Source organism: Komarekiella delphini-convector SJRDD-AB1 (assembly GCF_014831675.1).
Classification (GTDB): domain Bacteria; phylum Cyanobacteriota; class Cyanobacteriia; order Cyanobacteriales; family Nostocaceae; genus Komarekiella.
In genome coordinates this window covers 1-21,958 of sequence record NZ_VJXY01000061.1, presented here as the reverse complement: position 1 = coordinate 21,958, position 21,958 = coordinate 1, and the positions used below count along the sequence as shown (strand labels likewise).

The window sequence follows — 21,958 nt, the reverse complement described above, 5'->3', positions numbered from 1 at the left end:
TTGGGGGGATCTTCGAGAGACAAACATGTTAACCGAACCGTATTAGAGGTGTTGGGGTAATTGACTAAAATAACAAAAATAAGTTGACTGGCTCAAACTCAAAGGCTGGATTTTATACTAGTTCAGCTATCTAGCTTGAAAGTTCCAGTATCTCTGGAACTTCTCGGCGTTCAGTTAATTGGATAATATATATCACCCAAAAATGAGGAATCATTATGCAATTACAAGAACAACGCTACTATTCGCCTGAAGAATACCTAGAAATAGAAGTTAATTCAGAAGAACGACATGAATATATTGATGGACAAATTATCCTAATGACAGGCGGAACACCGAATCACAACCAAATTGCGCTTAACTTAAGTGGTACGCTAAATTTTCTTCTCAAGCGTCAGCCTTATCGAGTCTTTGTAACAGATCAACGTCTTTGGGTTCCTAACAGGCGAATTCACACTTATCCTGATGTCATGGTGGTGAAAACTCCCTTGGAATATCAAGAAGGAAGACGAGACACTCTAATGAATCCAGTATTTATTGCTGAGGTGCTGTCAAAATCTACCAAAAGTTATGACAGGGATGAAAAGTTTGCTGCTTATCGGACGATTCCTAATTTTCAGGAGTATGTTCTAATTGACCAGTACAAAATGCATGTTGAACAATACTTTAAAACAGATAATAACAAATGGATATTTTCTGAATATGAAGATGAAGAGGTAACTTTAAATTTAGCTTCTGTTCCTTGCCAAGTTTTGCTGGCGGATATTTACGATAAGGTAGACTTTAACGCAGAAGAGTAAAGTTTACACTTTGATGAACCAGCGTTGGCGATACATCAAGACCCCAACTGCAAACCACAATAATACAGTGATCAGGGCAAACAACAGCGAACCATTTAGCGCACCCGCCCAAGAAGCGAAAAGATTCTGGTAAATCCAATTGTAGGTGCTGGGAGCATTTTCTCCAGAACCAATACGGGTTTTGACTAATATTTTAATTAATAAAACGGATGCAACAAAAAGTGCGATCGCATTTAAGCCCATAATTTCAAAGGGTTTACTCCAGCGACGTATCAGCCGCACTTCGATGAGTTCGTAACAAGCTGCTAGCAACAGTAACGCCCAACCGCTAGTAAAGACAACGTAGGAACTCGTCCACAGCTTTTTATTAATGGGAAATGTCCACCCCCACACCCAACCAATAATTAAGCAACCAATGCCAAATAATACTAACCCTACACTCGTGCGTGATTGCACTGATTGACTGCGTATCCATTGCCCGGTAAAGTAGCCAGCAAGGACGCTGGCGATCGCGGGAATGGTGCTGAAAAGTCCTTCTGGATCTCCTAAATTTTTGAAACCATCGCCTGCATACAGATGTACATTCGGTATAATTTGACGGTCAATGTAAGCGGCGAAGTTGCCTGTGCGCGTGAGAATGCCAGCGCCATAATCGGGTACTGGTACATACATCATCGTCAACCAGTAGCCGATGAGTAGGACTGCTGCTAGTATCCATTGCCCTTTACGCGGCAAGTTGAGCACTACCAAAGAGGCTAAAAGATAACTAAGGCTGATGCGCTGCAATACCCCCATAATGCGGATGCTACTCAAATCGAAAGTCCAAACACCCTTATTCCAAAAACCATTTAGCAACAACCCCAAGGCAAAAAGAATAGCGGCGCGGCGCAAGATCCGCCAGTAAACTGCTGAAGTAGGTTTGTTGGCTTCGGTGTACTTTGACAAAGAGAAAGTCATCGCCACTCCGATAATGAACAGAAAGAAGGGAAATACTAAATCTGTCGGTGTACAACCGTTCCAGGCGGCATGAGCTAACAGAGGATATACGTCATCTGCGACTCCCATCATGTTGACGAGAATCATGCCAGCGATGGTAATGCCACGAAAAACATCAAGTGAGGTCAGACGCATAGACGCAAGTTAAAATTTTGTTAAATTGTAAATTGAGGTGTCTGCAAAGTACAGTTATGAAAAGTAGCCATCACACCTGAACTGAGCGATCGCAGGCTAATATCTAAGTGAATCATAGCCTCCAAGTAATCAAGCAATATAGAAATATTAGTCTTCTCGATTAATTGTGCTGTCAGACGTTGGGGCTATAGTTGGCTGCTAGTTTGTACAGCAGGTAATTTGGTACTATTACCCCAGGAAGCAGAACGACGACGGACTGATGTACAACAACGTGCAGAGCAATTAGCGGCTCGGTTACGGAAATTGGGAGAAGCTCCACCAGATCACCTTTAAGAAAACTATGTCAGAAACTACCCTCGCTGCACCAGACATAACACTCCCACCTACCCAGGCGGATCTACCCTACGATGACGGTATTCCAATGGAAAGCCAACGGCATAAAATGCAAATGGAATTGTTAATTGATGTCGTAGAGACTTGGCTGGAACAACGGGAGGATGGATATGCAAGCGGCAATATGTTTGTCTATTTCAGTTTGGCTCAGTTGAAAAACCAAGATTTTAGAGGCCCAGACTTTTTTGCTGTACTGGGAGTCCCCAAAGGAGAACGCCGCAGTTGGGTTGTTTGGGAAGAAGGTAAAGGCCCTGATGTCGTAATTGAATTGCTTTCTCCGGGTACAGCAGCAACCGATAAAAATGAGAAAAAGTTGATTTATCAAAATCAGATGCGCGTTCCAGAATATTTCTGGTTTGATCCTTTCAACCCTGATGACTGGGCTGGTTTTTCTCTTGGTAGTGGAGTGTATCAATCAATAACACCTAATGCGGACAATCAATTAGTGAGTCAAGCATTAGGTTTAGTATTGCTACGTTGGCAAGGTAGCTACAAAGGTGTTAATACAACTTGGTTGCGTTGGGCAACAATAGATGGAGAATTGTTGCCAACAGCAGAGGAAAAGCAACGTCAACGCGCAGATCAGGAACAACAACGCGCAGATCAGGAGCAACAACGCGCAGATCAGGAACAACAACGCGCAGATCAGGAACAACAACGAGCAGATCAAGTTAGTTCGCAGTTGCAACAAACAGCACGAAAGTTGCTTCAATTAGGGATGACAGTAAAACAAGTAGCGGAGTTAACAGGTTTGCCGGAGTCTGCGATCGTACAACTAAGTGCTTAGCAATAATACCTCATTTCAGATAGCGTTGTAATAGACCAATTACAACTTCTGGTATTTCTAGATGAGGTAGTATTCCTGCATCTGCGATCGCATAAAAATCTTGAACTGCACTTGTATTTAAATTTGCCAAGCGCCGTCCTAGTTTGATAGTGGTAAATTGTGCTTTTTCACCCCAAAAAACCACAGTGGGAATTATTAGTTGCTGAATATACAAACTTAGATCAAAGTAAAGGTCGCCCCGTAAAAATGACAAAGCGGCAAACTTAGCATTAGGCTGTTGTGCAGAGGTTAAATAAGCCTCTACCATTTCTTGGGATACTCGTTGGGCTTTAGCAAAGAGAAAACTCTGCAAAAAGTTTCGCACTGCAATTTCATTTTCAGCACCAAGAGTATAAATTAAACTGTCTAATAGGGGTGTATTAATTACCGAAAGTGGAAGTCTGCGTCCAGCACCCTGGCCAAAGTCATCAAACCCAGAAGGACAGACTAAAAACAGTGTTTTGAATAAGTTGGGTTGGACAATAGCCAAGCGGATAGCAAAAGCAGCTGTTAGAGACGAGGCTACCACCGTCACAGGCTGGCGACAAGTTTGAATGATAAACTCGGCGATCGTGCTGAGATAATCCCTAATTTGATAATCTCTGGGTGGATGAGCCGACTCTCCCCAACCGATTAAGTCGGGAGCCAAAACATGGTAAGTGGAGGCAAAAGCCGGGTAAACTTTAGACCATTCGTATGCAGAGGCCCCACCACCAAAATTGTGAAGAAATAGTAATGGAGGTAAATCTTCAGTATCAGCGAACGTCCAAGGGTCATTCGTTTGGGTATAGTAAACCATTGCCCCCAAGGATGTATGGATAACTTTATGTCCAAAGCCAAGAGGTTGAAACTGAAGCATAAAATTAAAAAGTTTAGTTTAATTGCACTTAGCCTAACGCCAAAAGTATAAAGTAAAGCTTACCGATACCGTGAGATAGTACGCTTTTTGTCTCTTATTACTTCATTTTTTATGCTGGCTTTTGGTCACTATCTCCTGTAAGTTGAACAAGTTGATGGAGATTATCGCCACTGATGTGATAAGCTGCTCCAAAACCAATTACAAAACGACCTTCACTAGGAGTTAGCTGGAAAATCCGAAAGTCAGCCAAGCCGCGCAAAACCTCAATAATTTGACCAAACCGTCCTTGAAATTGCTCAACAATTTTATTCCACTTGTCAGTTTCCCGCTCTATTAAGGTTGCCGTACAATCAAAACTTAAACGGCGACGGGCGAAAATTTGGTTAGTCTGAGCTTCATCCTCAATAAATAAGACACTAACATGAGGATTGGCATCAAGGTTTTTGGTATGGGTCGCAAGACCGCTGACGTAGATGTAAATATTCTTAGCATCATCCATCACATAGGGAGTGTAACCAGAGTTGGGTATTCCCTGTGCGCTTACAGTGCTAATGATGACACTCTGAATTTCTTCAGGAAATTTTTCGTACTCTGATTGAATTTTTTCCAGTTGACTCATAAAAAATTACTGTAGGATGAATAACAATTCATTCAGTATCCTAACGTTATTGACCGATAGGATGGAATGCAAACAAAGCCAGAAGTGCTGAGTCAAAAGTCAAGAGTCATTAGTCAATTGTAATTTTTCTTCCCCTGCTCCCCCTGCTCCTTTGCCCCTCCACCCCGTGTTTCTCCGCCCCTCCGCTCCTGCCTTTAGCAACCGTTCCGTTATTATGTAGCAAGATGTTGTAAAAATACTTGCGTCAGCCACACTATGCTAGGAAAGCTATTAGATGGGCGTTACAAAGTTATCCAAGTTTTGAGTGCCGGAGGGTTTGGAGAAACATACATTGTAGAAGACACCCGCCGACCGGGTAATCCCAAATGTGTTTTGAAGCTACTGAAACCTGCGATTTCTGACCCCTACTACTTGCAAGTTGCTAGACGCCTATTTAATAGTGAGGCAGAGATTCTAGAACAATTGGGCAACCATGACCAAATTCCTCGTCTTTTAGCTTACTTTGAAGAAAATCAAGAATTTTGCTTGGTGCAAGAGTTAATTGTTGGGCATCCACTCGGCACAGAAATGCGCCCTAATGAATGTTGGAATGAAAATCAAGTCATTCAGATGCTACAAGATGTTTTGGGAGTTTTGGAGTTTGTTCATAGCTACGGAGTGATTCATCGTGACATCAAGCCTGATAACTTAATTAGACGAGACTATGATGGCAAGTTAGTTTTAATTGACTTTGGCGCAGTTAAACAAATGCAAACGCAAGTAGCCGCAGATAGCCAAATAGCGGCCACTGTGGCTATTGGTACTCCTGGATACATGCCAGCAGAACAGGCACAAGGTAAACCACGCCACAATAGTGATATATATGCGTTAGGAATGATTGCTATTCAGGCGTTAACGGGAATACTGCCGTCACAATTACAGGAGAATTTGGAAACGGGTGAAGTTGTATGGCAAAATCAAACACAGGTTTCCTCGCGACTGGCAGAGGTTGTGCAAAAGATGGTGCGTTATCACTACCGCGATCGCTATCAGTCTGCCACAGAAGTACTACAAGATCTCCGGCAATTGTTAAGTCCTTTCGCACCTACTCAACCTTCAATTCCGTCTGTAGGCACATATACCCCTACACAATCACCAACACCCGCTTCTAGTTTTCTTGACCACTCCAAGCCTCAAGTTACATTATTATCTTTCCTTAACAAAGTATTATCTGTAATCAGATTCATACCATTTGTCGGCGCGGCTGGGTTATTTTTCTTTAAGTCAACTACCTGGGTAATTTTGCTAGGTGTTGGTCTAGCAGCTTTTGGAGCAAGTTTGTTTTTTCTCCGTTCTTGGTACTCTAATATTGCAAGAGATTATGACGCTATCTTTGCTGTTATTTTCTGTATCTGTGGAATATTGCTTTTATTTCAAAGTCAGTATGTTAAGCCTGAAATCCAAATTAGTCAATTCCTATTAGCAGGAATCAGTATTTTCTCAGCAGCAGAGTGTATCCATTGGCGAGGAAATAGGTAAAACAACTCCAGGGCTAAATTTTCCATTGAATAATTAATGAATAACTCAACTAATCTTATAGGCAATATTTTGATATTAGCAGCAATTTCGTTATGTGTTGTACCTTTATTGCGTCCCAAAATATTTAAACGTCAAGATGTATTATTAATCATAGCGTTTTTAATTTCTGGTCTGAGTCTTTTATTTCAAGGTAGATATCTTAACGAATTGCCACAATTTAGTTTAATCTTATTGACTGCATCTGCTATTTTCTACACAGCTGAAAGTATCAGATTGCGAATCAAAAATACTAAATCATAATTCAGACTTCAAAATTTACTATAGTTGAATGTCAAACTAATTACAAATTAGAAAACCAAGATTTGTTATTTTGTCTGCTGCTTAAGTTAGACTTAAGAAAAGTTGCGAGGACGCGATTGTGACTGACAAAAATCGTTCTCAATGGGACTTAGGCAGGTTTATCGAAACCCTGACTTACTTTGAGGTAATTCCTTTCCTTAACTGGGTACAAGAGTTAATCCAAGGTCGTCCCAAGGATAATCAAAATAGACCCGATGGAGGAAGAAATATGGGTGTAATACTGGTAGCAGGCGCAACGGGTGGCGTCGGTAAAAGGGTGGTGCGGCGATCGCTAGAACGGGGTTATAAAGTTCGGGCGATCGTGCGAGATATCGACAGGGCACGGTCAATTATTGGTAATGATGTTGACTTAGTAGTTGCGGATATTACTAAACCAGAAACTTTAAATTCCATAGTCATGGCTGATGTCCAAGCTGTCATTTGTTGTACAGCAGTACGTGTGCAACCAGTAGAAGGAGACACAGCAGATAGAGCAAAGTATTACCAAGGTGTTAAGTTTTACCAACCAGAAATTGTTGGTGACACCCCTGAAAACGTAGAATATCAAGGTGTTAAAAACTTAGTAAAAGCAGCAACCAAATATCTACCCCAAGCAAGTGAAAAACTAATATTTGACTTTACGAATCCATCAATAGAATTAAAAAACATTTGGGGTGCGGTTGATGATGTTGTGATGGGTGGTGTGAGTGCAAGTAATATGCAATTTGTGGAAAATACAGCTTTGTTTGCTGGTAATGTCTCCACCGCTAATTCTGGCGGATTTGCTTCAGTAAGAACTAAAAACTTTGATCCACCTTTCAACTTATCTGATTACGAAGGTGTGAAATTGCGCGTTAGAGGCGATGGTCAGCGCTATAAAATCTTTCTGCGGACAGAAACACAATGGGACGGCGTTGGTTATGGCTATTCTTTTGATACTGTAGCCAATACCTGGATAGATATTCACGTCCCTTTTGCAGATTTAATTCCCGTATTTCGGGCAAAAACTGTAAAAGATGCTCCACCAATTGACTCTAGCAAAGTTTGCTCATTTCAATTAATGTTGAGCAAATTTGAATATGACAACGCTTTAAATCCTAAATTCTCACCTGGTAGTTTTTCTTTACAAGTAGAATCTATAAAAGCTTATGGCGGGGCAACTTTACCACAATTTGTCCTTGTCAGTTCAGCCGGTGTGACTCGTCCCGGTCGTCCCGGTATTAATTTAGATGAAGAACCACCAGCGGTCAAATTAAATGACCAATTAGGAGGAATTTTAACATGGAAATTAAAGGGAGAAGATAGTTTAAGAGAAAGTGGAATACCTTATACAATCATCAGACCTTGTGCTTTAACAGAGGAAGCCGGAGGCAAAGAATTAATCTTCGAGCAAGGTGACAACATTAGAGGCAAAATCAGCCGTGAGGATGTTGCAGAAATTTGTATGCAAGTGCTGAAACTAGCAAATGCTTGTAACGTCACGTTTGAAGTTAAAGAAGGAGAAAAAACTGTCAACTCTATCGATTGGCAGAGGTTATTTTCTAACTTACAACGGGATAAATAAATGAAATGTCCTCAGATTATTAATCTGTAGACCTACTCACAAAAGTTGCTTATAAAAGCTGTTGTAACAAGCCAGCTATTGACATGAAAAAAATCAAGGTGCTAGTTCTCGCCGGGATTTTAGTAATGATTATCTCGATGGGATTGTTTCCTAAAACTGCCTCATCGCAACAAGTGGAGTCCCGCCTCAACAACCTGGAAGCGGACTTTAATCGTGTCGAGTCGCGGTTAAATCAGCTAGAATCTCAACTTGGTCAACCACGCCAGCCTTCATCCTCAAGAACAACACTTACCCCACGACAATCAACTGGTTCCAGAGGGAACTTATCACAGCAAGATCGGATGTTTGATCGATTAGCAACTTTAGTAGTTGAATTGAAGCAACAAGTTAACAAATTAGAGGAGCGAGTCTCTAAAATAGAGTCACGCTGATTCCTATTTAAATTAGATTTAGGAATATGCTTGTTAGATGACAAATCTCAGTCAGATAATTTATTTTCTATTTTCTGATTGGTAAGTGTGAGATGTAAATGTAAATTAGCAGAGTTCATCAATTTTTAAGCTACCTTTACATGACAAAAAATATCAATGAACCAATTGCTTACGAAGGTGGATGTCACTGCGGTGCGGTGCGTTTTCGGGTAGTAGTAGAAAAACACAAAGTCGATGATTGCAACTGTTCAATTTGCCGAAAAAAAGGATTTTTACATTTAATTGTGTCGCAAGAACAGTTTACCTTGTTGCAAGGCGAAGATAAATTAACAAATTACAGATTTAATACAGGAGTTGCTCAGCATAAGTTTTGCTGTATTTGTGGAATGCATCCTTTTTATATCCCGCGAAGTCATCCTGATTGTATTGATGTGAACGTGCGCTGTTTGGATGGGGATGTAATATCTAATTTTGAAATTGTACCTTTCGATGGAGAAAATTGGGAACAAAATATAGATAAGTTACGAAAGCAAAATACTATTTGATTAACAAATTATACTATCTATAGTAACATTTATCAATCCAAATCCGCATTTCTTCCTCAGAACCAAAACAAGCAGAACGTCCTGTTATCGGGTCGTAAGCATGCCAACAAGAAGCATGACCTTGATGATCTAATTCTTGCCAAACTTGAAGGTCAGAACTGCTATTCATCCAGATGATAAAATGCTGCCAAATCCTTTGAAAGGATAACAGTAAATTAAATTTATTCATAATCAAAGCACCTGATCAAAATAAACTATTACTTTTAGTTTTACTCAAGAATCTTTAACTAAGAAGGTACAGTTATGGCAGATTTTATCTAGTACAGTTGTGCATTGTTGCAACTGTTATAGTAGAAAATCAGCTAACTGTACTAGGTGAACTTAGTGAAAATCGTTTATATTGCCAGTATTGATGATTTTACATTCTGGAAATGAGTACGTCAGAATGAACATTTTATTGGAACGCCAATCACGTAAACCTATTTATTTGCAGATACGCGATCGCATCAGTCATCTTATCAAATCTGGCGCACTTAAAAGTGGCGATCGCCTCCCTTCTATTCGCGCTCTTGCAGAGAGTTTGCAAGTTAATAAACTCACGATAATTGAAGCGTATAGTGTTTTAGAAGCCGATGGTATTGTTTCTGCACGTCAGGGATCTGGATATTTTGTCAATAGCCTTTCTCTTCAGAGTACGAAGCTGGAATCTACATTTTCCCCAGCCCAAAATGTCACAATCTTAGAGCCAGGTAAAAGTTCTTTTTATGATATGTACACTCCCTTGGTGCAAGCAAAAACACAGCTAGGAATAATTAATTTGGGTTATGGTTATCCTCATCCACCAAAAGATATCAACCTCATCGCTAGACGAGCATTAAGACAAGAAAATCCTGATATTTTCTTTTCTCATGATATGCCTCAAGGACAACTAACTTTATGCAAGCAAATTGCTCAAATGTTAGTGCAGCAGGGATTAGAGGTTTTTCCAGAAAATTTAATTATTACTAATGGCTCTCAGCAAGGGTTATCATTAGCTATCAACTATTATGTAAAACCTGGTGATTGGGTAATTGTAGAAGCACCCACTTATTATGGTGCAATCTCCATCTTAGAAAACTTAGGAGCCAGGATTATTGGCATTCCCATGACTGCGGAGGGAATAAATCTAGAATTATTAGAGCAATATTTACATAGTCATCGTCCCAAATTAATTTATACAATTAGTACCTTTCACAATCCCACTGGGTTGACAACAACACAAGCACATCGCCAAGAATTGCTAGCATTAGCCGAAAAATACGAGTGTCCAATTTTAGAAGATAACGCCTATGAAGGATTGGCTTTTCAACCTGTGCCTGCGCCAATTAAAGCTTTAGATAAAAATGATTTAGTGATTTACTTAAGCACCTTTTCTAAAACTTTGATGCCTGGTTTAAGAGTGGGCTATATGGTAGTTACAGGCAAGCATTATCAAGCAATTATTGAGCGGAAGTTACTCCATGACTTGCACACATCCAGTATTTCTCAAGCAATAGTAAGTGAATATCTCGCTTCAGGACATTACCGTCGTCACCTCAGCCGACTTCGCACAGAGAATCTGCAAAGTCGTAATACGATGCTGCAAGCTTTAGAGCGTGAATTTCCCGATGAAGCACGATGGACAGTTCCCACAGGAGGATTATTTCTCTGGGTGCAGTTACCAGATAATATTCCTATTCAGACAATTCGTAACGAAGCTTTTGCACAAAATGTCTATCTTGCGTGCGGTTCGGCGTTTTTCCCAGATAAGCAGGGTTATCCAGCCATGCGTCTAACTTTCTGTCTTCCGCAAGAAGAGATTGAGCAAGGTATTTCGATTGTGGGTAAGTTGCTCAAAAAGTATATTTCTAGAGGACATGAGCGGATATCTAATTATCAGCCGCTTGCCCACAGTATTTAGTATAGAAACAATGCGATTCTTATACTAATGGTAAAGCGATGTCTGTCTTGAAAAGTTTCCTACGGCGGGAAACTTTTCGCTACGACGGGCTACGCCTACGCCTTTCATAAGCTCCTCAATATACCTCGTCATGAGTACCAATATCAATGATGACAATCATCTCTTCATTGGTATCATTATTCACATCAAAGGTGTAAACTATACGACAATCATATTCGACCCAACACGCCCACAAACCTTCTAGCTCGCCTTTCAATTTGTATGGCTTCAAAGATACTGTAAACGGGTCAGCTTCCAGCAATTCTAAAATTTCAAAAATTTTTCCCTCTAACCGAGGATTCTTACGAACCATTCGCTTAAAAGCACGCTTAAAGCTATTATCCCAAATCAAGGTTTTCATTCTTGACTTAGCAAGTCAGCCCGTAGATCTGCAATGCTTCCACGTTTGGCTTTAGCAGTCTTGATTGCTTCCAGGGTTTGTGCTGCATTGTTGGCAATTTCTTGACGCCGTTTTTCAACTCGTCTTTTTTGAATAAGTTCCAGTAGCAAGTCTTGATCTTCTGTTGAAAGAGCTTCAACATATTCAACTACTGTCTGAAAAGGTACAAGTTTGTTCATTGAAGTGTTTATAGGTTTTGATAATCTCAATATTCTCTAATCTTATCTTGCTTCTGTTGTCTTAGAAAAGTGCGATCGCCTCATCCCAGCGTCAATATTCCTGCTGAGAAATCTGCCACCAACCGCTTTATCTGTAACCAACGTACACCTAAAAGAATGTCTTGCATTTCATCTCCACCCAATGCTGGAATTGCAAAATCTTCTCCGTCCAGCAGCACATTTCCTTGATACAGGTTAAATCGTGCTTCTCCTCTCGCTGTCTGCATATCTTCTGTTTGACTCTCTCTCAACTATCCCAAACTGAGAGCATCTTGATTATCAATCGCTAAGTAGCCAGTAAATCCTGTATCTAATAGTGCCTGGACTGGAATGATATCACCATCAGCAGCAATCAAACCAATTTCAAAAATTAATTCTCCTTTACTGTTAAACTCGCCTGAAATCATATTCTGCCACAGGTTCCAGTCTCGTTGATTCGCATCATGAGACGCAGGGTATCACCAAATTGATCGCGAGCCTTCTGTCTAGCAACTGTTTCATCATAATCAATAATATAATCTCCATTATTAGGCTCAATGACTATGAACCAATCGTAGTGATCCTTAATTAGTTCTGGTTGAACTCGGTTAAATATCACTCGACAACGCTGATAAAATACCTCATCTTCAGCTTTCCGTTGTGCCTTCTCTTCAGGTGAGAGTTGGCGTTCTGGGAATACTCTTCCTCGACGTGGTGTGTGATTAGAAGAAAGTCGTGTCATTTTGTTGACTATCTTTTCGATTGCTGTGATTGGCTTACTATATTTTGATTATATCTGGGGGCATTTTCTTTACTGCAATTAGTGTCAGATGATCGCTTCTAGCGGGCACTCCGCACTATCGCACCTCCCACAAGTATAATTGCCTTTTAACTTCATCATTTCATCTCAGAACTTGGAACATCAAGCTTTTTTCTCGAAAGTTCATGCTCAGAACTTGGAACACTAAAAAGAAAAGCGATCGCTCTTTAAATTAACAAAGCGATCGCCAATATTTATTTATATTAAAGACATGCAGCTTAGGCAGCAGTTGGCTCTAACAATTTGATATCAGAGAAGACAAATTCCTGAATAGATACTTGTCCTTCTATCTCAGTGCGAATTTCTCGACGATTCAGAATGAAATAGTCGCCAACCTTTTCATACTCATCTGTAAATTCGCTTCTACCACCCTTTTGTTCCCCAGTTTTGGGGTCATGGTACACGGAGTCATAGGTATGAGATAAATAGCCTTCCCCAGTGTCATGACTACTAAAGGTGTCAATTGTCACAAAAGTACCGTGGATGAGACGGTGAACATGGCACACCTCATTATTGCGGACTTTGTATTTGTCGCCCTCAGCCTTACCACCAACTAAAAGCTCAACTGCACCAGTTTCGTCAGTTTTGCCATAGCTAAACGTATTTGTGCTGTGAGTGTCTTCAAAGCTGCGGCGGATGCGGTGAATTGCTATCTCCCAAGCTTGACCGTGAATTGCCTGCTTTGCTTGTTCATCGTCTACATCCAACACTTCCGCCTTGAGATTAGCGTTGACGAGAACTTTGCCTGTAAACACTTTATCGTCATGCTTATAAGTAATATTTGCAGTGTAACCGGGGAAATTCTTATCCCACGTATAGCGGTTCTCATAAGCAGCTCGGAAAAGTTCCTGAGCAGAGAGTTGTGTAACTGTCATGTGCTTCTCCTATCGCCACTGTAATTAGCGTTTTACTTTCCTTGGTATTAGCATAGAAGTAATTGTTGAGCCTTGGATAGACCCCAACTGGGTACACTTATGGCTAATTCTCTTCACGCCGTATTTCATGCGATCGCTAATGTCCGCAACGAGCAAGAATTAAAACGAGCTCTCATGGATAAAATTGGCGAGCATTTTGGCGTGCAAAATTGGGGTATCTATCTCCTAGATGAGCCGCCAACGGCTGAGATTGATGTTCCGGGCATCCCGGCAGTATGCTTAGAAAGCAATCCCGTCGGGCGCTACGTGGTTGAGCGGCACGCACCCGCTCATGAGCAATTAATACTATCCCCAGGCGACTGGAAGCATATTTGTCCACGCCACGACCATGAACACGTCATGACAGGGCCTATTGTGTGCGATGGTCATCTGGTGGGAACGCTTAACTTTACCCGCGACAAGGGGAATCCTGCCTTTAATGCCAACGATTTAGCTGACCTGAGCGCTTTATGCCTTCATTTGTCGGCAAAAATGGCAACCCTGCGGACGAAACCAAAAATCTCCAACTCCTTTTTAATCAGTCCACTAACAGCGCGTGAGTTAGAAATTGCTGAACTAGTAGCGCAGGGGTTAACAAATGCGGAAATTGGGGAAAAACTTTGGATTACGCAAAATTCCGTCAAACAAGCTTTAAAGAGGATGTTTCGTAAACTGGAGGTTTCAGCGCGTACTGAGATGGTAGCAAAACTGCATTCGATATCTCCTCAACAGTCCGAACAAATCAATTAAACATCTCCGCAAAAGTAGAGATGTAGCACTGCTACGTCTCTACAAGGATTTTGGGTAATACATAATTAATTTCCGAAGATGTCTGTCTATTAAACACCTAGCAACTTAGCTGACTGCTTCGTCTGTATGAGAGATGCTTTAATCAACTGCTCCCCTAATTTTTTCACCTGTTCAACTAAAACCTTTCCAGCATTTTCTGGTGAACCGACGTTAAAAGGTGGTGCAGGGTTATATTCTAGCAATAGCTGAATCAGCTTGGCTGTTTCTTCACCGCATAGATGAGCAGCAACTATCAGTCCGAAATCAATCCCAGCGGTAACACCACCGCCTGTAATGCGATCGCGGTCAATTACTACTCTTTCAGTTCCAACCTCAACCCCTAACATTGCTAACTGGTCACGAAATGCCCAATGGCAAGCAGCGCGGTAGCCTTGTAGTAATCCAGCCGCAGCTAGAATCAAAGAGCCAGTACAAACAGAGGTAACATACTTTGCTGTTTTGCCCTGTAGCTTTAGAAATTCCAGCACTTCAGTATCCACCATCATGTCCACCTGTCCAGCACCACCAGGGACGCACAAAACATCCAGCGATGGACAGTTATCAAAAGTAGTAGTGGGTAAAATAGTCATCCCCTCAGTGCTTATCACTGGCTGCAAAGTCTTCCACAATAAATGAACGTGAGTTTCAGGCATGAGGGCAAATACCTGATGTGGCCCAGTCACATCTAGTTGAGTCATATCAGGAAAAATGACTAGACCAATGTGATATTTTGCAGGATTAGTCATTGTTAAATATTCTTAATGATTGTTATGGATTATGGTAAGAGTGACTATGGAGCTGCGCCTAGTCCTCGAAAGAGTACACTTTAATTTCAATGGCTGATTCTCTTCACAATTTTTTTCAAGCTTTAGCCTCTGCTCGTAACCAGCGCGAACTCAGACTGTGCTTTATGGATGGAGTTGGCGAACATTTTGGCGTACAGCGTTGGGGAATATATCTTCTGAATGAGCAGTCATCGCACTATATTGCAGTAGATGTCCACGGTATGCCAAATGTTGATACATTTGTGGAACTCTACGAAAAAGTTGGTAAAGATGTTGATCCAGTACTGCGCTACGTAGTTAAGCATCATGCTCCAGCACACGAGGAAATGGTATTACCCCCAGGAGGTTGGAAGCAATGCGAACTTTATCAAAATTGTTGCGCCTATTATGACCACGAACATATCATGACTGGCCCAATAGTAGGTGGTGGTAATCTCATCGGTGCAGTTTACTTTGCCCGTGTGGGTCATACACCAGCATTTAATCACCAAAATATTTCTGACTTAAGCGCTGTTTGCACTCATCTGTCGGCCTGTCTAGCAACTTTAGGGATGCGACAAACAAGATTGAATTCTTCTGTAGCTAATCGCTTAACCCCGCGTGAAATTCAAATTGCTGAGTTGGTAGCACAAGGGTTAACTAATGCGGAAATTGGTGAAAAACTTTGGATTCAAGAAAATTCCGTCAAGCAAGCTTTGAAGAGGATATTTCGTAAATTAGAAGTTGTCAATCGTGCCGAGATGGTGGGGCGGCTGCGAGATGCTTTGTAGCAGTTTTCAACTCAGTTAATGTAATTTAGGATTGCTATATAACTCTCCTCTTCACCATTTCAAAGAAGGTTAAGCTAGATAAATTTGCGTGTGTACGCACTATAATTGAGCCGCAAGTTAATCGCCCGCTCTTAAAATGGAAAAACTTGATCGCATCACGGTTAATCCTAATATTTGCTTGGGGCAACCGACAATTCGGAGTATGCGAATCACCGTCAGTGTTATCCTCAAGATGCTAGCGAGTAATAAGTCTGTGGCAGAAGTATTACAAGCCTATCCAGAACTAGAAGCCGAAGATATCCTACAAGCGCTTAAATACGCCGCTTGAGTTGTTTCCGATCAGATTCAGATAGTCCCAAGCGCTTAAGGCAAATCTGTGACTGATATCAAGCTGCTAGCAGATATGAATATTTCACCTCAGATTAGAAGTTGTCAATCGTGCTGAGATGGTGAAGCAGCTAAGAAATGCTTTGGATTAACAAGGGATATCTTCAGGTAGGATTTGAATCATCATTTCCTTGTTAATTCCAGACATCTTTACCAATCTATTTGATTGCTTTTCGATAGTCTTTTCAAAAATATTTCTTACAAGCCTGCCATTACCAAATTTATTATCTCTAATAGTATATAAATCAGTTAATTTATTCAGTAATACTTGCTGAGATTTTTCTGTTAGATTGAAATGATTATGTTGACAAATCTCCTCAAAAATATTTAGTAATTCTTCAGGTTTATAATCATCAAAGTAGAAAAATTTATTAAATCTTGATTGTAGTCCGGGATTAGCGTCAATAAACCGTGACATTTCTTCGCTATAGCCAGCAACAATAACTACTAACCTGTCTCTATAGTCTTCCATTCGTTTGAGTAAAGTGTCTATAGCTTCTTGTCCAAAATCATTACGAGAAGTTTCTGGTTTTAATGCATAAGCTTCATCAATAAACAGCACACCATCTAATGCTGATTCAACAAGTTCATCTACTTTAATTGCAGTTTGACCAATATACCCTGCAACTAATCCCGATCTATCAGTTTCTACCACATGACCTTTAGAAAGTATCCCTAGCTCTTTATAAATTTCTCCCATTAAACGAGCTACTGTCGTCTTTCCAGTTCCGGGAGGGCCACAAAATACAGAGTGTAATGTAACAGAAATACTAGTAAGTCCTTGTTTATGGCGAAGATTTTGGATTTTTAGGAAGTTGATGAGAGTATTAATTTCATCTTTGACATTCTGCATTCCCACAAGATTATTTAATTTACTCAGAACAGCCTGCAATCCTTGAGAATTGAGATTGGACTCACCAGTATAGTCATCGTCAATATAGCGCTTTTTTAGCTGTTTTTTTAGTTGTTCTAGTTCAGCATCGATTTCGCTGTCCCAAAAGGTCATACTCTTTAAGCTCAATAAATAGGTAGAGTAAGCAATGTAATATAAAATACTATGTTGCATTGCTCACCTAATCCAAGATAATCTCAGATTTCTTGTGGAGGCAACTTTTATTGATGTCTATCTTTTCAAAATAGCCCCTCTCAATTTGTAGAGAGGGGCTATGTATGATTACGCCGGATAAATCCTTAAGCGCCGATTTGGTTCTTCGCCAAAGCTGTGCGACTTGAGGCGATAGTGTTCTACCAACTCATGTTGCATTTTGCGGACTTGAGGAGAACGCGGCAATAACTCAACTGGCTGTCCTTTGGGAATCACTATTTGCTCTACGGCAAGTCTGGCTTCTTCCAGGGCGTCCATCTCGTCATCGCTACCACTGTGTAAAAATAGTTGCAGTTCTCGGTCATCGGCTAATTCTGGGTCGTCGATGTTCAGCAACCGCCGCAAGCCGCGAGTAATTTGCGGAATGGTGCTGGATTTAATCATGTGGATGGGTACTTGACGGGCTTTTGCCATTTGGCGTAATTTGGCGTGGTTTTTGACGTGCGATCGCAATGCTAAAATTGCATCAGCACTATCAATATCTTTTGTCAATACCACTGGCAGAGTTAGCACGCTGATTACCTGTTCCAGTTGGTGGCGGCTGACGCCATAAGGGTAAACGTGCAGTGGCAAATCTTCACCATTTGGCCCCGCCTGCCTGGTGACACCCAAATCAATGCTCTCAGAGTAATTGAAAGATTCATCCAGTAAGCGGTCAAATTCGCTTCGCCCAGTTATCCGCTCCCGCTCTACAGGCAATGCCGGCAGTGCAACCATTTGTCCAGATGAACGCCAACCATTGGACGGTCGAGGCGGCGGGAAAGAGTCTTCCCCCGTGGACATCTGTCCACCGCGACCATTCACAACAGCTAATTGCCGTGTAACCGCAACTTTACCCTGTTCATCAACAGTTCTCGTTTGCGGGCTAGGCTGACGCCCCCGGAGTAGATTATCTACTGTGTCAGCAACGCTTTCGTGTACTACCCAGCGTTGCCGTTCCAACATTTCCACAGCAATCTCGAATGTCGGGGGGGCTTTGCGTTCCAAAACGGTCTTTTGAGAACCCCGGCGTCTGGCTTCATCATCTCCCAGCGTCACAGCCTGGATACCCCCAACTAAATCAGCAAGGGTAGGGTTTTTAATCAGGTTTTCTATCTGATTCCCGTGGGCAGTTCCTACCAATTGCACACCCCGTTCGGCAATGGTACGAGCTGCTAACGCTTCCAGTTCTGTGCCAATTTCGTCAATTACGATGACTTCTGGCATGTGGTTTTCCACTGCCTCAATCATCACCTGATGCTGTTGATCTGGATGAGCTACTTGCATCCGCCTAGCACGACCAATGGCGGGGTGAGCAACATCACCATCCCCAGCGATTTCGTTAGAGGTGTCGATAATCACCACACGTTTATGCAGATCATCCGCCAAAACACGGGCAATTTCTCTTAAAGCCGTAGTTTTGCCCACGCCTGGACGCCCCAGCATGAGAATCGATTTACCAGTTTCTACCAAATCGCGAATCATGCCAATGGTTCCGAATACCGCCCGACCAACACGACAGGTCAAGCCGATAATCTTGCCGGTGCGGTTGCGGATAGCGCTGATCCGATGCAAAGTTTGCTCAATTCCTGCGCGATTATCTCCGCCAAAGATTCCGACTCGCTCAATGCAATCATCTATCTGTTCTTGAGTAACGGGTGTTTCGCTCAGATACTCAGCTTGATTGGGAAAGCGAGCCTCTGGGCGACGACCCAGATCCAAGACCACTTCAACTAAACTATCTCGCTTAGGATGATTCTCTAGTACTTGTCGCAGGTCTTGGGGCAAAATATCTAACAACTTTTGGAGATCGTCTGTAATCGTCATGCTTTCTATGGTGACGTTTTTAGAGATAGCGAAGACACTTCCTTGCTCTGGTCAACAGAGTTAAGAAAAGTATCCAGAACGAGCGATTAGCGCTCCTGCTGTGACTTGAGCTGGGAAACGAGAGAATGGGCAAGTTCTACAGCTTGCCAAAGTAATACGTCATCTTCTTCTAGGCGAACAGTCGCCTTAATACTAGTGTTACTCACCTCCTTATTCTCCAACTGATCGAGAATTGGTGACAGCAGTACACGGGCGTAACTACCGTAAGCTACTCCGGAAATGTGGGAGTGCTGAGTCCTGTTAGCGGATAGCTGTGGTTTAGCACATCCTGAGTCCTGAGTAATACAGTTTTTCTCAGCACTGTTCAGCAGTCCCATTGCTTTTAACTTAGCAACAGTGTAGCTATTAGTACCACCTGCTAACTGCACATATCCTGGTAACTTAGCTGCCAAAACTTTTTGTCCTAATTTCACCGCTGCTAAAGTGGTTCCATCTCCAATATCTCCACTCATGGGACGACCATCGGTTTGCCAAATTAAAGCACTCTTAAGCGGGGTAATCAGGTCATAAATTGCATGAAGGTAGTCAGTCATTCCCTCGCCATCGGGACAGCTGATGGCTATTAACTTTAGTTGATCAGCCCACGGTGAAATTGCTTGCCATAATTGCTGAAATTCTGTCAAACGCCCGACTTTTGTATGAATTTCTACGGCATCTATTCCCGTTGACATTACTAGTGGCGCGATCGCTCCCGGCGTTGACATGTATGATGATGTATAAATTATATCATACGGACAAACTGGTATGCAGCGGCCACAGCCGTAGCACTTTTGAGATACCACTCCCGAAAATTCGTCTTTTATACGGTTAAACACGATTGCTTGTGCCGGACAAATCCTTTCACAGGGTCTAGGGCAGTCTGTAGGACACTCTGTAGAATTAAACTCTGCTTTCCGAAAATGCGGGTCTTCTCCATCGTTTAGGCTGACCATCAAAAAGGGTGAGTTGCCTTTGTAGCTAAACCCTCGCTCCTGGGCATCCCTAGCCAAATCTCTGGCTACTTGTAGCGCTGCTTGCGCTGCTGCAATCACCGCTGGATCAGCTGCCACATCTATGCAGTCAGCACCCGCCAAAGTGTAGGCTAATGTTAAACTTCTGACCGCAGGCAAATGCTGGAAGCTGGCTCCGCAGATGAGCTTGAACCAGTCACCTTGTTTCAGAGATTGTAAAGGGGCGAACAGATCAGTCACATTTCTATTATGCGTTTATGCGACTAAAAATAGTAGCCTGTAATCAATAAAAAGTCCGGATTTCCTCATGCAGAGTTTTGAGTGGTAGTCTACATCAATCGGATCAGGCGTTAACATCTGGTAAAAAAGCTTTCATCTTCTTAGTACTAAGTTTCTAACGCTACCTAAAAATATCAGTATTAGCTTAACTTTATGGGAATTTTGATTGCAAACTCTGCTCCTTTTCCTGGGTATGAGGTGCAAGTAATCTGTCCTTGGTGTTTTTGCACAATGATCTGATGGCTAATCGACAATCCTAGCCCACTACCTTTGCCTACAGGTTTTGTGGTAAAAAATGGGTCAAATAAACGCGATCGCAACGATTCATCTATACCAGAGCCATTATCAGCGATCGCAATTCTGACAAAATTAGAGTCTTTAACTTCTGTATGAATCCGAATTTGCGGAGTTTTATTTTGTCCTTTGTCTACTAATAATGAAAAATGACTAGTGACAAATGACTCTTCCATAGCATCAATTGCATTATTCAACAGATGCATAAATACCTGATTTAATTCACTAGCATAACAATTGACTAGAGGCAAATCGCCATACTCTTTAACTACAACAATAGCAGGACGATCTGCTGTTTCTCTAAGTCGATGCTGCAACATCACCAGAGCACTATTGATGCCTTCATGAATATTTACTTGCTTCATTTCGGCTTCATCATGCCTAGAGAAGTTTTGTAGCGCTAGTACGATTTCCCGAATCCGATCAGCACCTCTATACATAGCACCTATGAGGTTTTGCAGGTCATTAATCACAAAATTCAAATCTATGTCATTGACTATTTGCTGAATTTTTGGTGTGGGTTTCGGATATTCTTGTTGATAGATATTAATCAAATTTACTAAATCTTCTACATACTGTCCAGCATATTGAAGATTGCCATAAATAAAACTAATAGGATTATTAACTTCATGAGCAATTCCAGCCACTAACTGCCCCAGCGCCACCATCTTTTCGTTTTGAATCTGTTGAACTTGAGCAGCTTTTAAATTATCAAGAGCTTGTTGTAGTAAAAAATTATTTTCTTGCAATTTAGTTTGAAGCGAACGTAAATTAATCTGATTTTCAATCCGCAATACAACCTCTGCTCCATAAAAAGGTTTTGTAATATAATCTACACCACCAACTTCAAAGGCTTTTACCTTATCTAAAACATCATCCAAGGCACTAATAAAAATCACTGGTACTTCACAAGTTTTACTGTTAGATTTCAGTTGTTGACAAACTTGGTAGCCATCCATACCTGGCATATTAATATCTAGCAAAATCACATCTGGTAAAAGCATCTGACAGGCAGTCAAGGCTAGTTTACCGTTTAAAGCTTTGCGAACTTCAAAACCTTGTGCAGACAACATCGCTGACAAAAGACGCAAATTATCTGGAGTATCATCGACAACTAAAATATTTCCTTTATGTTGGTTAGTTTGATTTAAATCCATTTTCAAAAACAGCTACTTTTATAAAAATTAAGTATGTGTTAAACGCTTTTAAATCAGCCTAAATAAGTTGTCGCGCGATTTCACAAAAAGATTTATAATATCTAAATTTACTCATATCTCAATACTCCGGACAATTTTGAGTTGAGGGAATAGACAAGAAAACTATCGAACCATTAAGGTGCTGATTAGAACAAACAAGCACCGACTCGATAGCCATATGGAAATTGTACAAAGCTTACTGACCA

Annotated in this window: 26 protein-coding genes; 11 read left to right on the top strand and 15 right to left on the bottom strand. The window is 41.4% G+C overall.

Features of this window, described 5'->3' with window-relative positions:
• The first annotated feature begins 215 nt into the window (after positions 1 to 215).
• Positions 216 to 797 carry a Uma2 family endonuclease gene (locus FNW02_RS32295; RefSeq protein WP_225226061.1) on the top strand — a complete coding sequence of 194 codons (582 nt, stop codon included), beginning with the start codon at positions 216 to 218 and terminating at the stop codon, positions 795 to 797.
• Positions 798 to 800: 3 nt separating this feature from the next.
• On the opposite strand, the gene FNW02_RS32290 is transcribed toward FNW02_RS32295, so the two are convergent.
• Positions 801 to 1,928 (bottom strand): acyltransferase family protein, encoded by a 1,128-nt coding sequence (locus FNW02_RS32290; RefSeq protein ID WP_191761523.1) that lies wholly within the window; start codon positions 1,926 to 1,928, stop codon positions 801 to 803.
• A gap of 340 nt (positions 1,929 to 2,268) precedes the next feature.
• On the opposite strand from FNW02_RS32290, the gene FNW02_RS32285 reads away from it, so the two are divergent.
• Positions 2,269 to 3,108: a Uma2 family endonuclease gene (locus FNW02_RS32285; RefSeq protein ID WP_191761522.1), complete on the top strand. Its 840-nt coding sequence runs from the start codon at positions 2,269 to 2,271 to the stop codon at positions 3,106 to 3,108.
• A gap of 10 nt (positions 3,109 to 3,118) precedes the next feature.
• Here FNW02_RS32285 and FNW02_RS32280 read toward each other — a convergent pair whose 3' ends face one another.
• Positions 3,119 to 4,006 carry an alpha/beta fold hydrolase gene (locus FNW02_RS32280; protein WP_191761521.1) on the bottom strand — a complete coding sequence of 296 codons (888 nt, stop codon included), beginning with the start codon at positions 4,004 to 4,006 and terminating at the stop codon, positions 3,119 to 3,121.
• 109 nt (positions 4,007 to 4,115) lie between these two features.
• Positions 4,116 to 4,625, bottom strand: a complete 510-nt coding sequence (locus FNW02_RS32275) for a HugZ family pyridoxamine 5'-phosphate oxidase (RefSeq protein WP_191761520.1) — start codon at positions 4,623 to 4,625, stop codon at positions 4,116 to 4,118.
• Between the two features lie 255 nt (positions 4,626 to 4,880).
• Between FNW02_RS32275 and FNW02_RS32270 the strand changes: the two genes are divergently transcribed.
• From FNW02_RS32270 to FNW02_RS32250, 5 genes are all read left to right on the top strand, one after another.
• Positions 4,881 to 6,143 (top strand): protein kinase domain-containing protein, encoded by a 1,263-nt coding sequence (locus tag FNW02_RS32270; RefSeq protein ID WP_191761519.1) that lies wholly within the window; start codon positions 4,881 to 4,883, stop codon positions 6,141 to 6,143.
• Positions 6,144 to 6,179: 36 nt separating this feature from the next.
• Entirely contained in the window at positions 6,180 to 6,443 is a 264-nt protein-coding gene (locus tag FNW02_RS32265) for a Ycf66 family protein (RefSeq protein ID WP_191761518.1), read from the top strand.
• 118 nt (positions 6,444 to 6,561) lie between these two features.
• Positions 6,562 to 8,046, top strand: a complete 1,485-nt coding sequence (locus FNW02_RS32260) for a CIA30 family protein (RefSeq protein ID WP_191761517.1) — start codon at positions 6,562 to 6,564, stop codon at positions 8,044 to 8,046.
• Between the two features lie 83 nt (positions 8,047 to 8,129).
• A complete protein-coding gene (locus tag FNW02_RS32255) occupies positions 8,130 to 8,477 on the top strand; it encodes a hypothetical protein (RefSeq protein WP_191761516.1) in 348 nt (115 codons plus the stop codon).
• Between the two features lie 140 nt (positions 8,478 to 8,617).
• The gene (locus FNW02_RS32250) at positions 8,618 to 9,022 is read left to right on the top strand and encodes a GFA family protein (protein ID WP_191761515.1); all 405 of its coding nucleotides are present in this window, start codon (positions 8,618 to 8,620) and stop codon (positions 9,020 to 9,022) included.
• Positions 9,023 to 9,035: 13 nt separating this feature from the next.
• Here the strand turns inward: FNW02_RS32250 and FNW02_RS32245 are convergent, their stop codons facing one another.
• Positions 9,036 to 9,251, bottom strand: a complete 216-nt coding sequence (locus FNW02_RS32245) for a hypothetical protein (RefSeq protein WP_191761514.1) — start codon at positions 9,249 to 9,251, stop codon at positions 9,036 to 9,038.
• A 216-nt stretch (positions 9,252 to 9,467) separates the two neighbouring features.
• Here FNW02_RS32245 and FNW02_RS32240 point away from each other — a divergent pair, with 216 nt between their 5' ends.
• Complete coding sequence (locus FNW02_RS32240) at positions 9,468 to 10,961, top strand: aminotransferase-like domain-containing protein (RefSeq protein WP_191761513.1); 1,494 nt, start codon at positions 9,468 to 9,470, stop codon at positions 10,959 to 10,961.
• A 115-nt stretch (positions 10,962 to 11,076) separates the two neighbouring features.
• Here FNW02_RS32240 and FNW02_RS32235 read toward each other — a convergent pair whose 3' ends face one another.
• The 6 genes from FNW02_RS32235 to FNW02_RS32215 form a co-directional block, all read right to left on the bottom strand.
• Positions 11,077 to 11,361 (bottom strand): type II toxin-antitoxin system RelE/ParE family toxin, encoded by a 285-nt coding sequence (locus FNW02_RS32235; protein WP_191761512.1) that lies wholly within the window; start codon positions 11,359 to 11,361, stop codon positions 11,077 to 11,079.
• Positions 11,358 to 11,579 carry a hypothetical protein gene (locus tag FNW02_RS32230; RefSeq protein ID WP_191761511.1) on the bottom strand — a complete coding sequence of 74 codons (222 nt, stop codon included), beginning with the start codon at positions 11,577 to 11,579 and terminating at the stop codon, positions 11,358 to 11,360. The genes FNW02_RS32235 and FNW02_RS32230 overlap by 4 nt, the downstream gene beginning before the upstream one ends.
• Before the next feature lie 80 nt (positions 11,580 to 11,659).
• The gene (locus FNW02_RS40005; RefSeq protein ID WP_348535484.1) at positions 11,660 to 11,845 is read right to left on the bottom strand and encodes a hypothetical protein; all 186 of its coding nucleotides are present in this window, start codon (positions 11,843 to 11,845) and stop codon (positions 11,660 to 11,662) included.
• Between the two features lie 24 nt (positions 11,846 to 11,869).
• A complete protein-coding gene (locus FNW02_RS40000) occupies positions 11,870 to 12,025 on the bottom strand; it encodes a hypothetical protein (RefSeq protein WP_348535483.1) in 156 nt (51 codons plus the stop codon).
• Positions 12,022 to 12,339, bottom strand: coding sequence for a hypothetical protein (locus FNW02_RS32220; RefSeq protein ID WP_191761510.1), 318 nt, complete (start codon positions 12,337 to 12,339; stop codon positions 12,022 to 12,024). Before FNW02_RS32220 ends, FNW02_RS40000 begins: the two co-directional genes overlap by 4 nt.
• A 296-nt stretch (positions 12,340 to 12,635) precedes the next feature.
• Complete coding sequence (locus FNW02_RS32215; protein ID WP_191761509.1) at positions 12,636 to 13,292, bottom strand: DUF3386 domain-containing protein; 657 nt, start codon at positions 13,290 to 13,292, stop codon at positions 12,636 to 12,638.
• A gap of 99 nt (positions 13,293 to 13,391) precedes the next feature.
• On the opposite strand from FNW02_RS32215, the gene FNW02_RS32210 reads away from it, so the two are divergent.
• Positions 13,392 to 14,081, top strand: coding sequence for a LuxR C-terminal-related transcriptional regulator (locus FNW02_RS32210; RefSeq protein ID WP_191761508.1), 690 nt, complete (start codon positions 13,392 to 13,394; stop codon positions 14,079 to 14,081).
• 89 nt (positions 14,082 to 14,170) lie between these two features.
• Here the strand turns inward: FNW02_RS32210 and FNW02_RS32205 are convergent, their stop codons facing one another.
• Complete coding sequence (locus tag FNW02_RS32205) at positions 14,171 to 14,866, bottom strand: DJ-1/PfpI family protein (RefSeq protein ID WP_191761507.1); 696 nt, start codon at positions 14,864 to 14,866, stop codon at positions 14,171 to 14,173.
• A gap of 89 nt (positions 14,867 to 14,955) precedes the next feature.
• Between FNW02_RS32205 and FNW02_RS32200 the strand changes: the two genes are divergently transcribed.
• Positions 14,956 to 15,675, top strand: coding sequence for a LuxR C-terminal-related transcriptional regulator (locus FNW02_RS32200; RefSeq protein WP_191761506.1), 720 nt, complete (start codon positions 14,956 to 14,958; stop codon positions 15,673 to 15,675).
• Between the two features lie 136 nt (positions 15,676 to 15,811).
• Positions 15,812 to 16,003 carry a DUF433 domain-containing protein gene (locus tag FNW02_RS32195; RefSeq protein ID WP_191761505.1) on the top strand — a complete coding sequence of 64 codons (192 nt, stop codon included), beginning with the start codon at positions 15,812 to 15,814 and terminating at the stop codon, positions 16,001 to 16,003.
• Between the two features lie 147 nt (positions 16,004 to 16,150).
• Here the strand turns inward: FNW02_RS32195 and FNW02_RS32190 are convergent, their stop codons facing one another.
• The 4 genes from FNW02_RS32190 to FNW02_RS32175 form a co-directional block, all read right to left on the bottom strand.
• The gene (locus tag FNW02_RS32190) at positions 16,151 to 17,128 is read right to left on the bottom strand and encodes an AAA family ATPase (RefSeq protein ID WP_225226060.1); all 978 of its coding nucleotides are present in this window, start codon (positions 17,126 to 17,128) and stop codon (positions 16,151 to 16,153) included.
• Positions 17,129 to 17,236: 108 nt separating this feature from the next.
• Positions 17,237 to 18,973, bottom strand: coding sequence for a R3H domain-containing nucleic acid-binding protein (locus tag FNW02_RS32185; protein ID WP_191761504.1), 1,737 nt, complete (start codon positions 18,971 to 18,973; stop codon positions 17,237 to 17,239).
• An 86-nt stretch (positions 18,974 to 19,059) separates the two neighbouring features.
• The gene (gene ldpA, locus FNW02_RS32180) at positions 19,060 to 20,223 is read right to left on the bottom strand and encodes a circadian clock protein LdpA (RefSeq protein ID WP_191761503.1); all 1,164 of its coding nucleotides are present in this window, start codon (positions 20,221 to 20,223) and stop codon (positions 19,060 to 19,062) included.
• A 179-nt stretch (positions 20,224 to 20,402) separates the two neighbouring features.
• Positions 20,403 to 21,713: a hybrid sensor histidine kinase/response regulator gene (locus tag FNW02_RS32175; RefSeq protein ID WP_191761502.1), complete on the bottom strand. Its 1,311-nt coding sequence runs from the start codon at positions 21,711 to 21,713 to the stop codon at positions 20,403 to 20,405.
• Positions 21,714 to 21,958 lie beyond the last annotated feature (245 nt).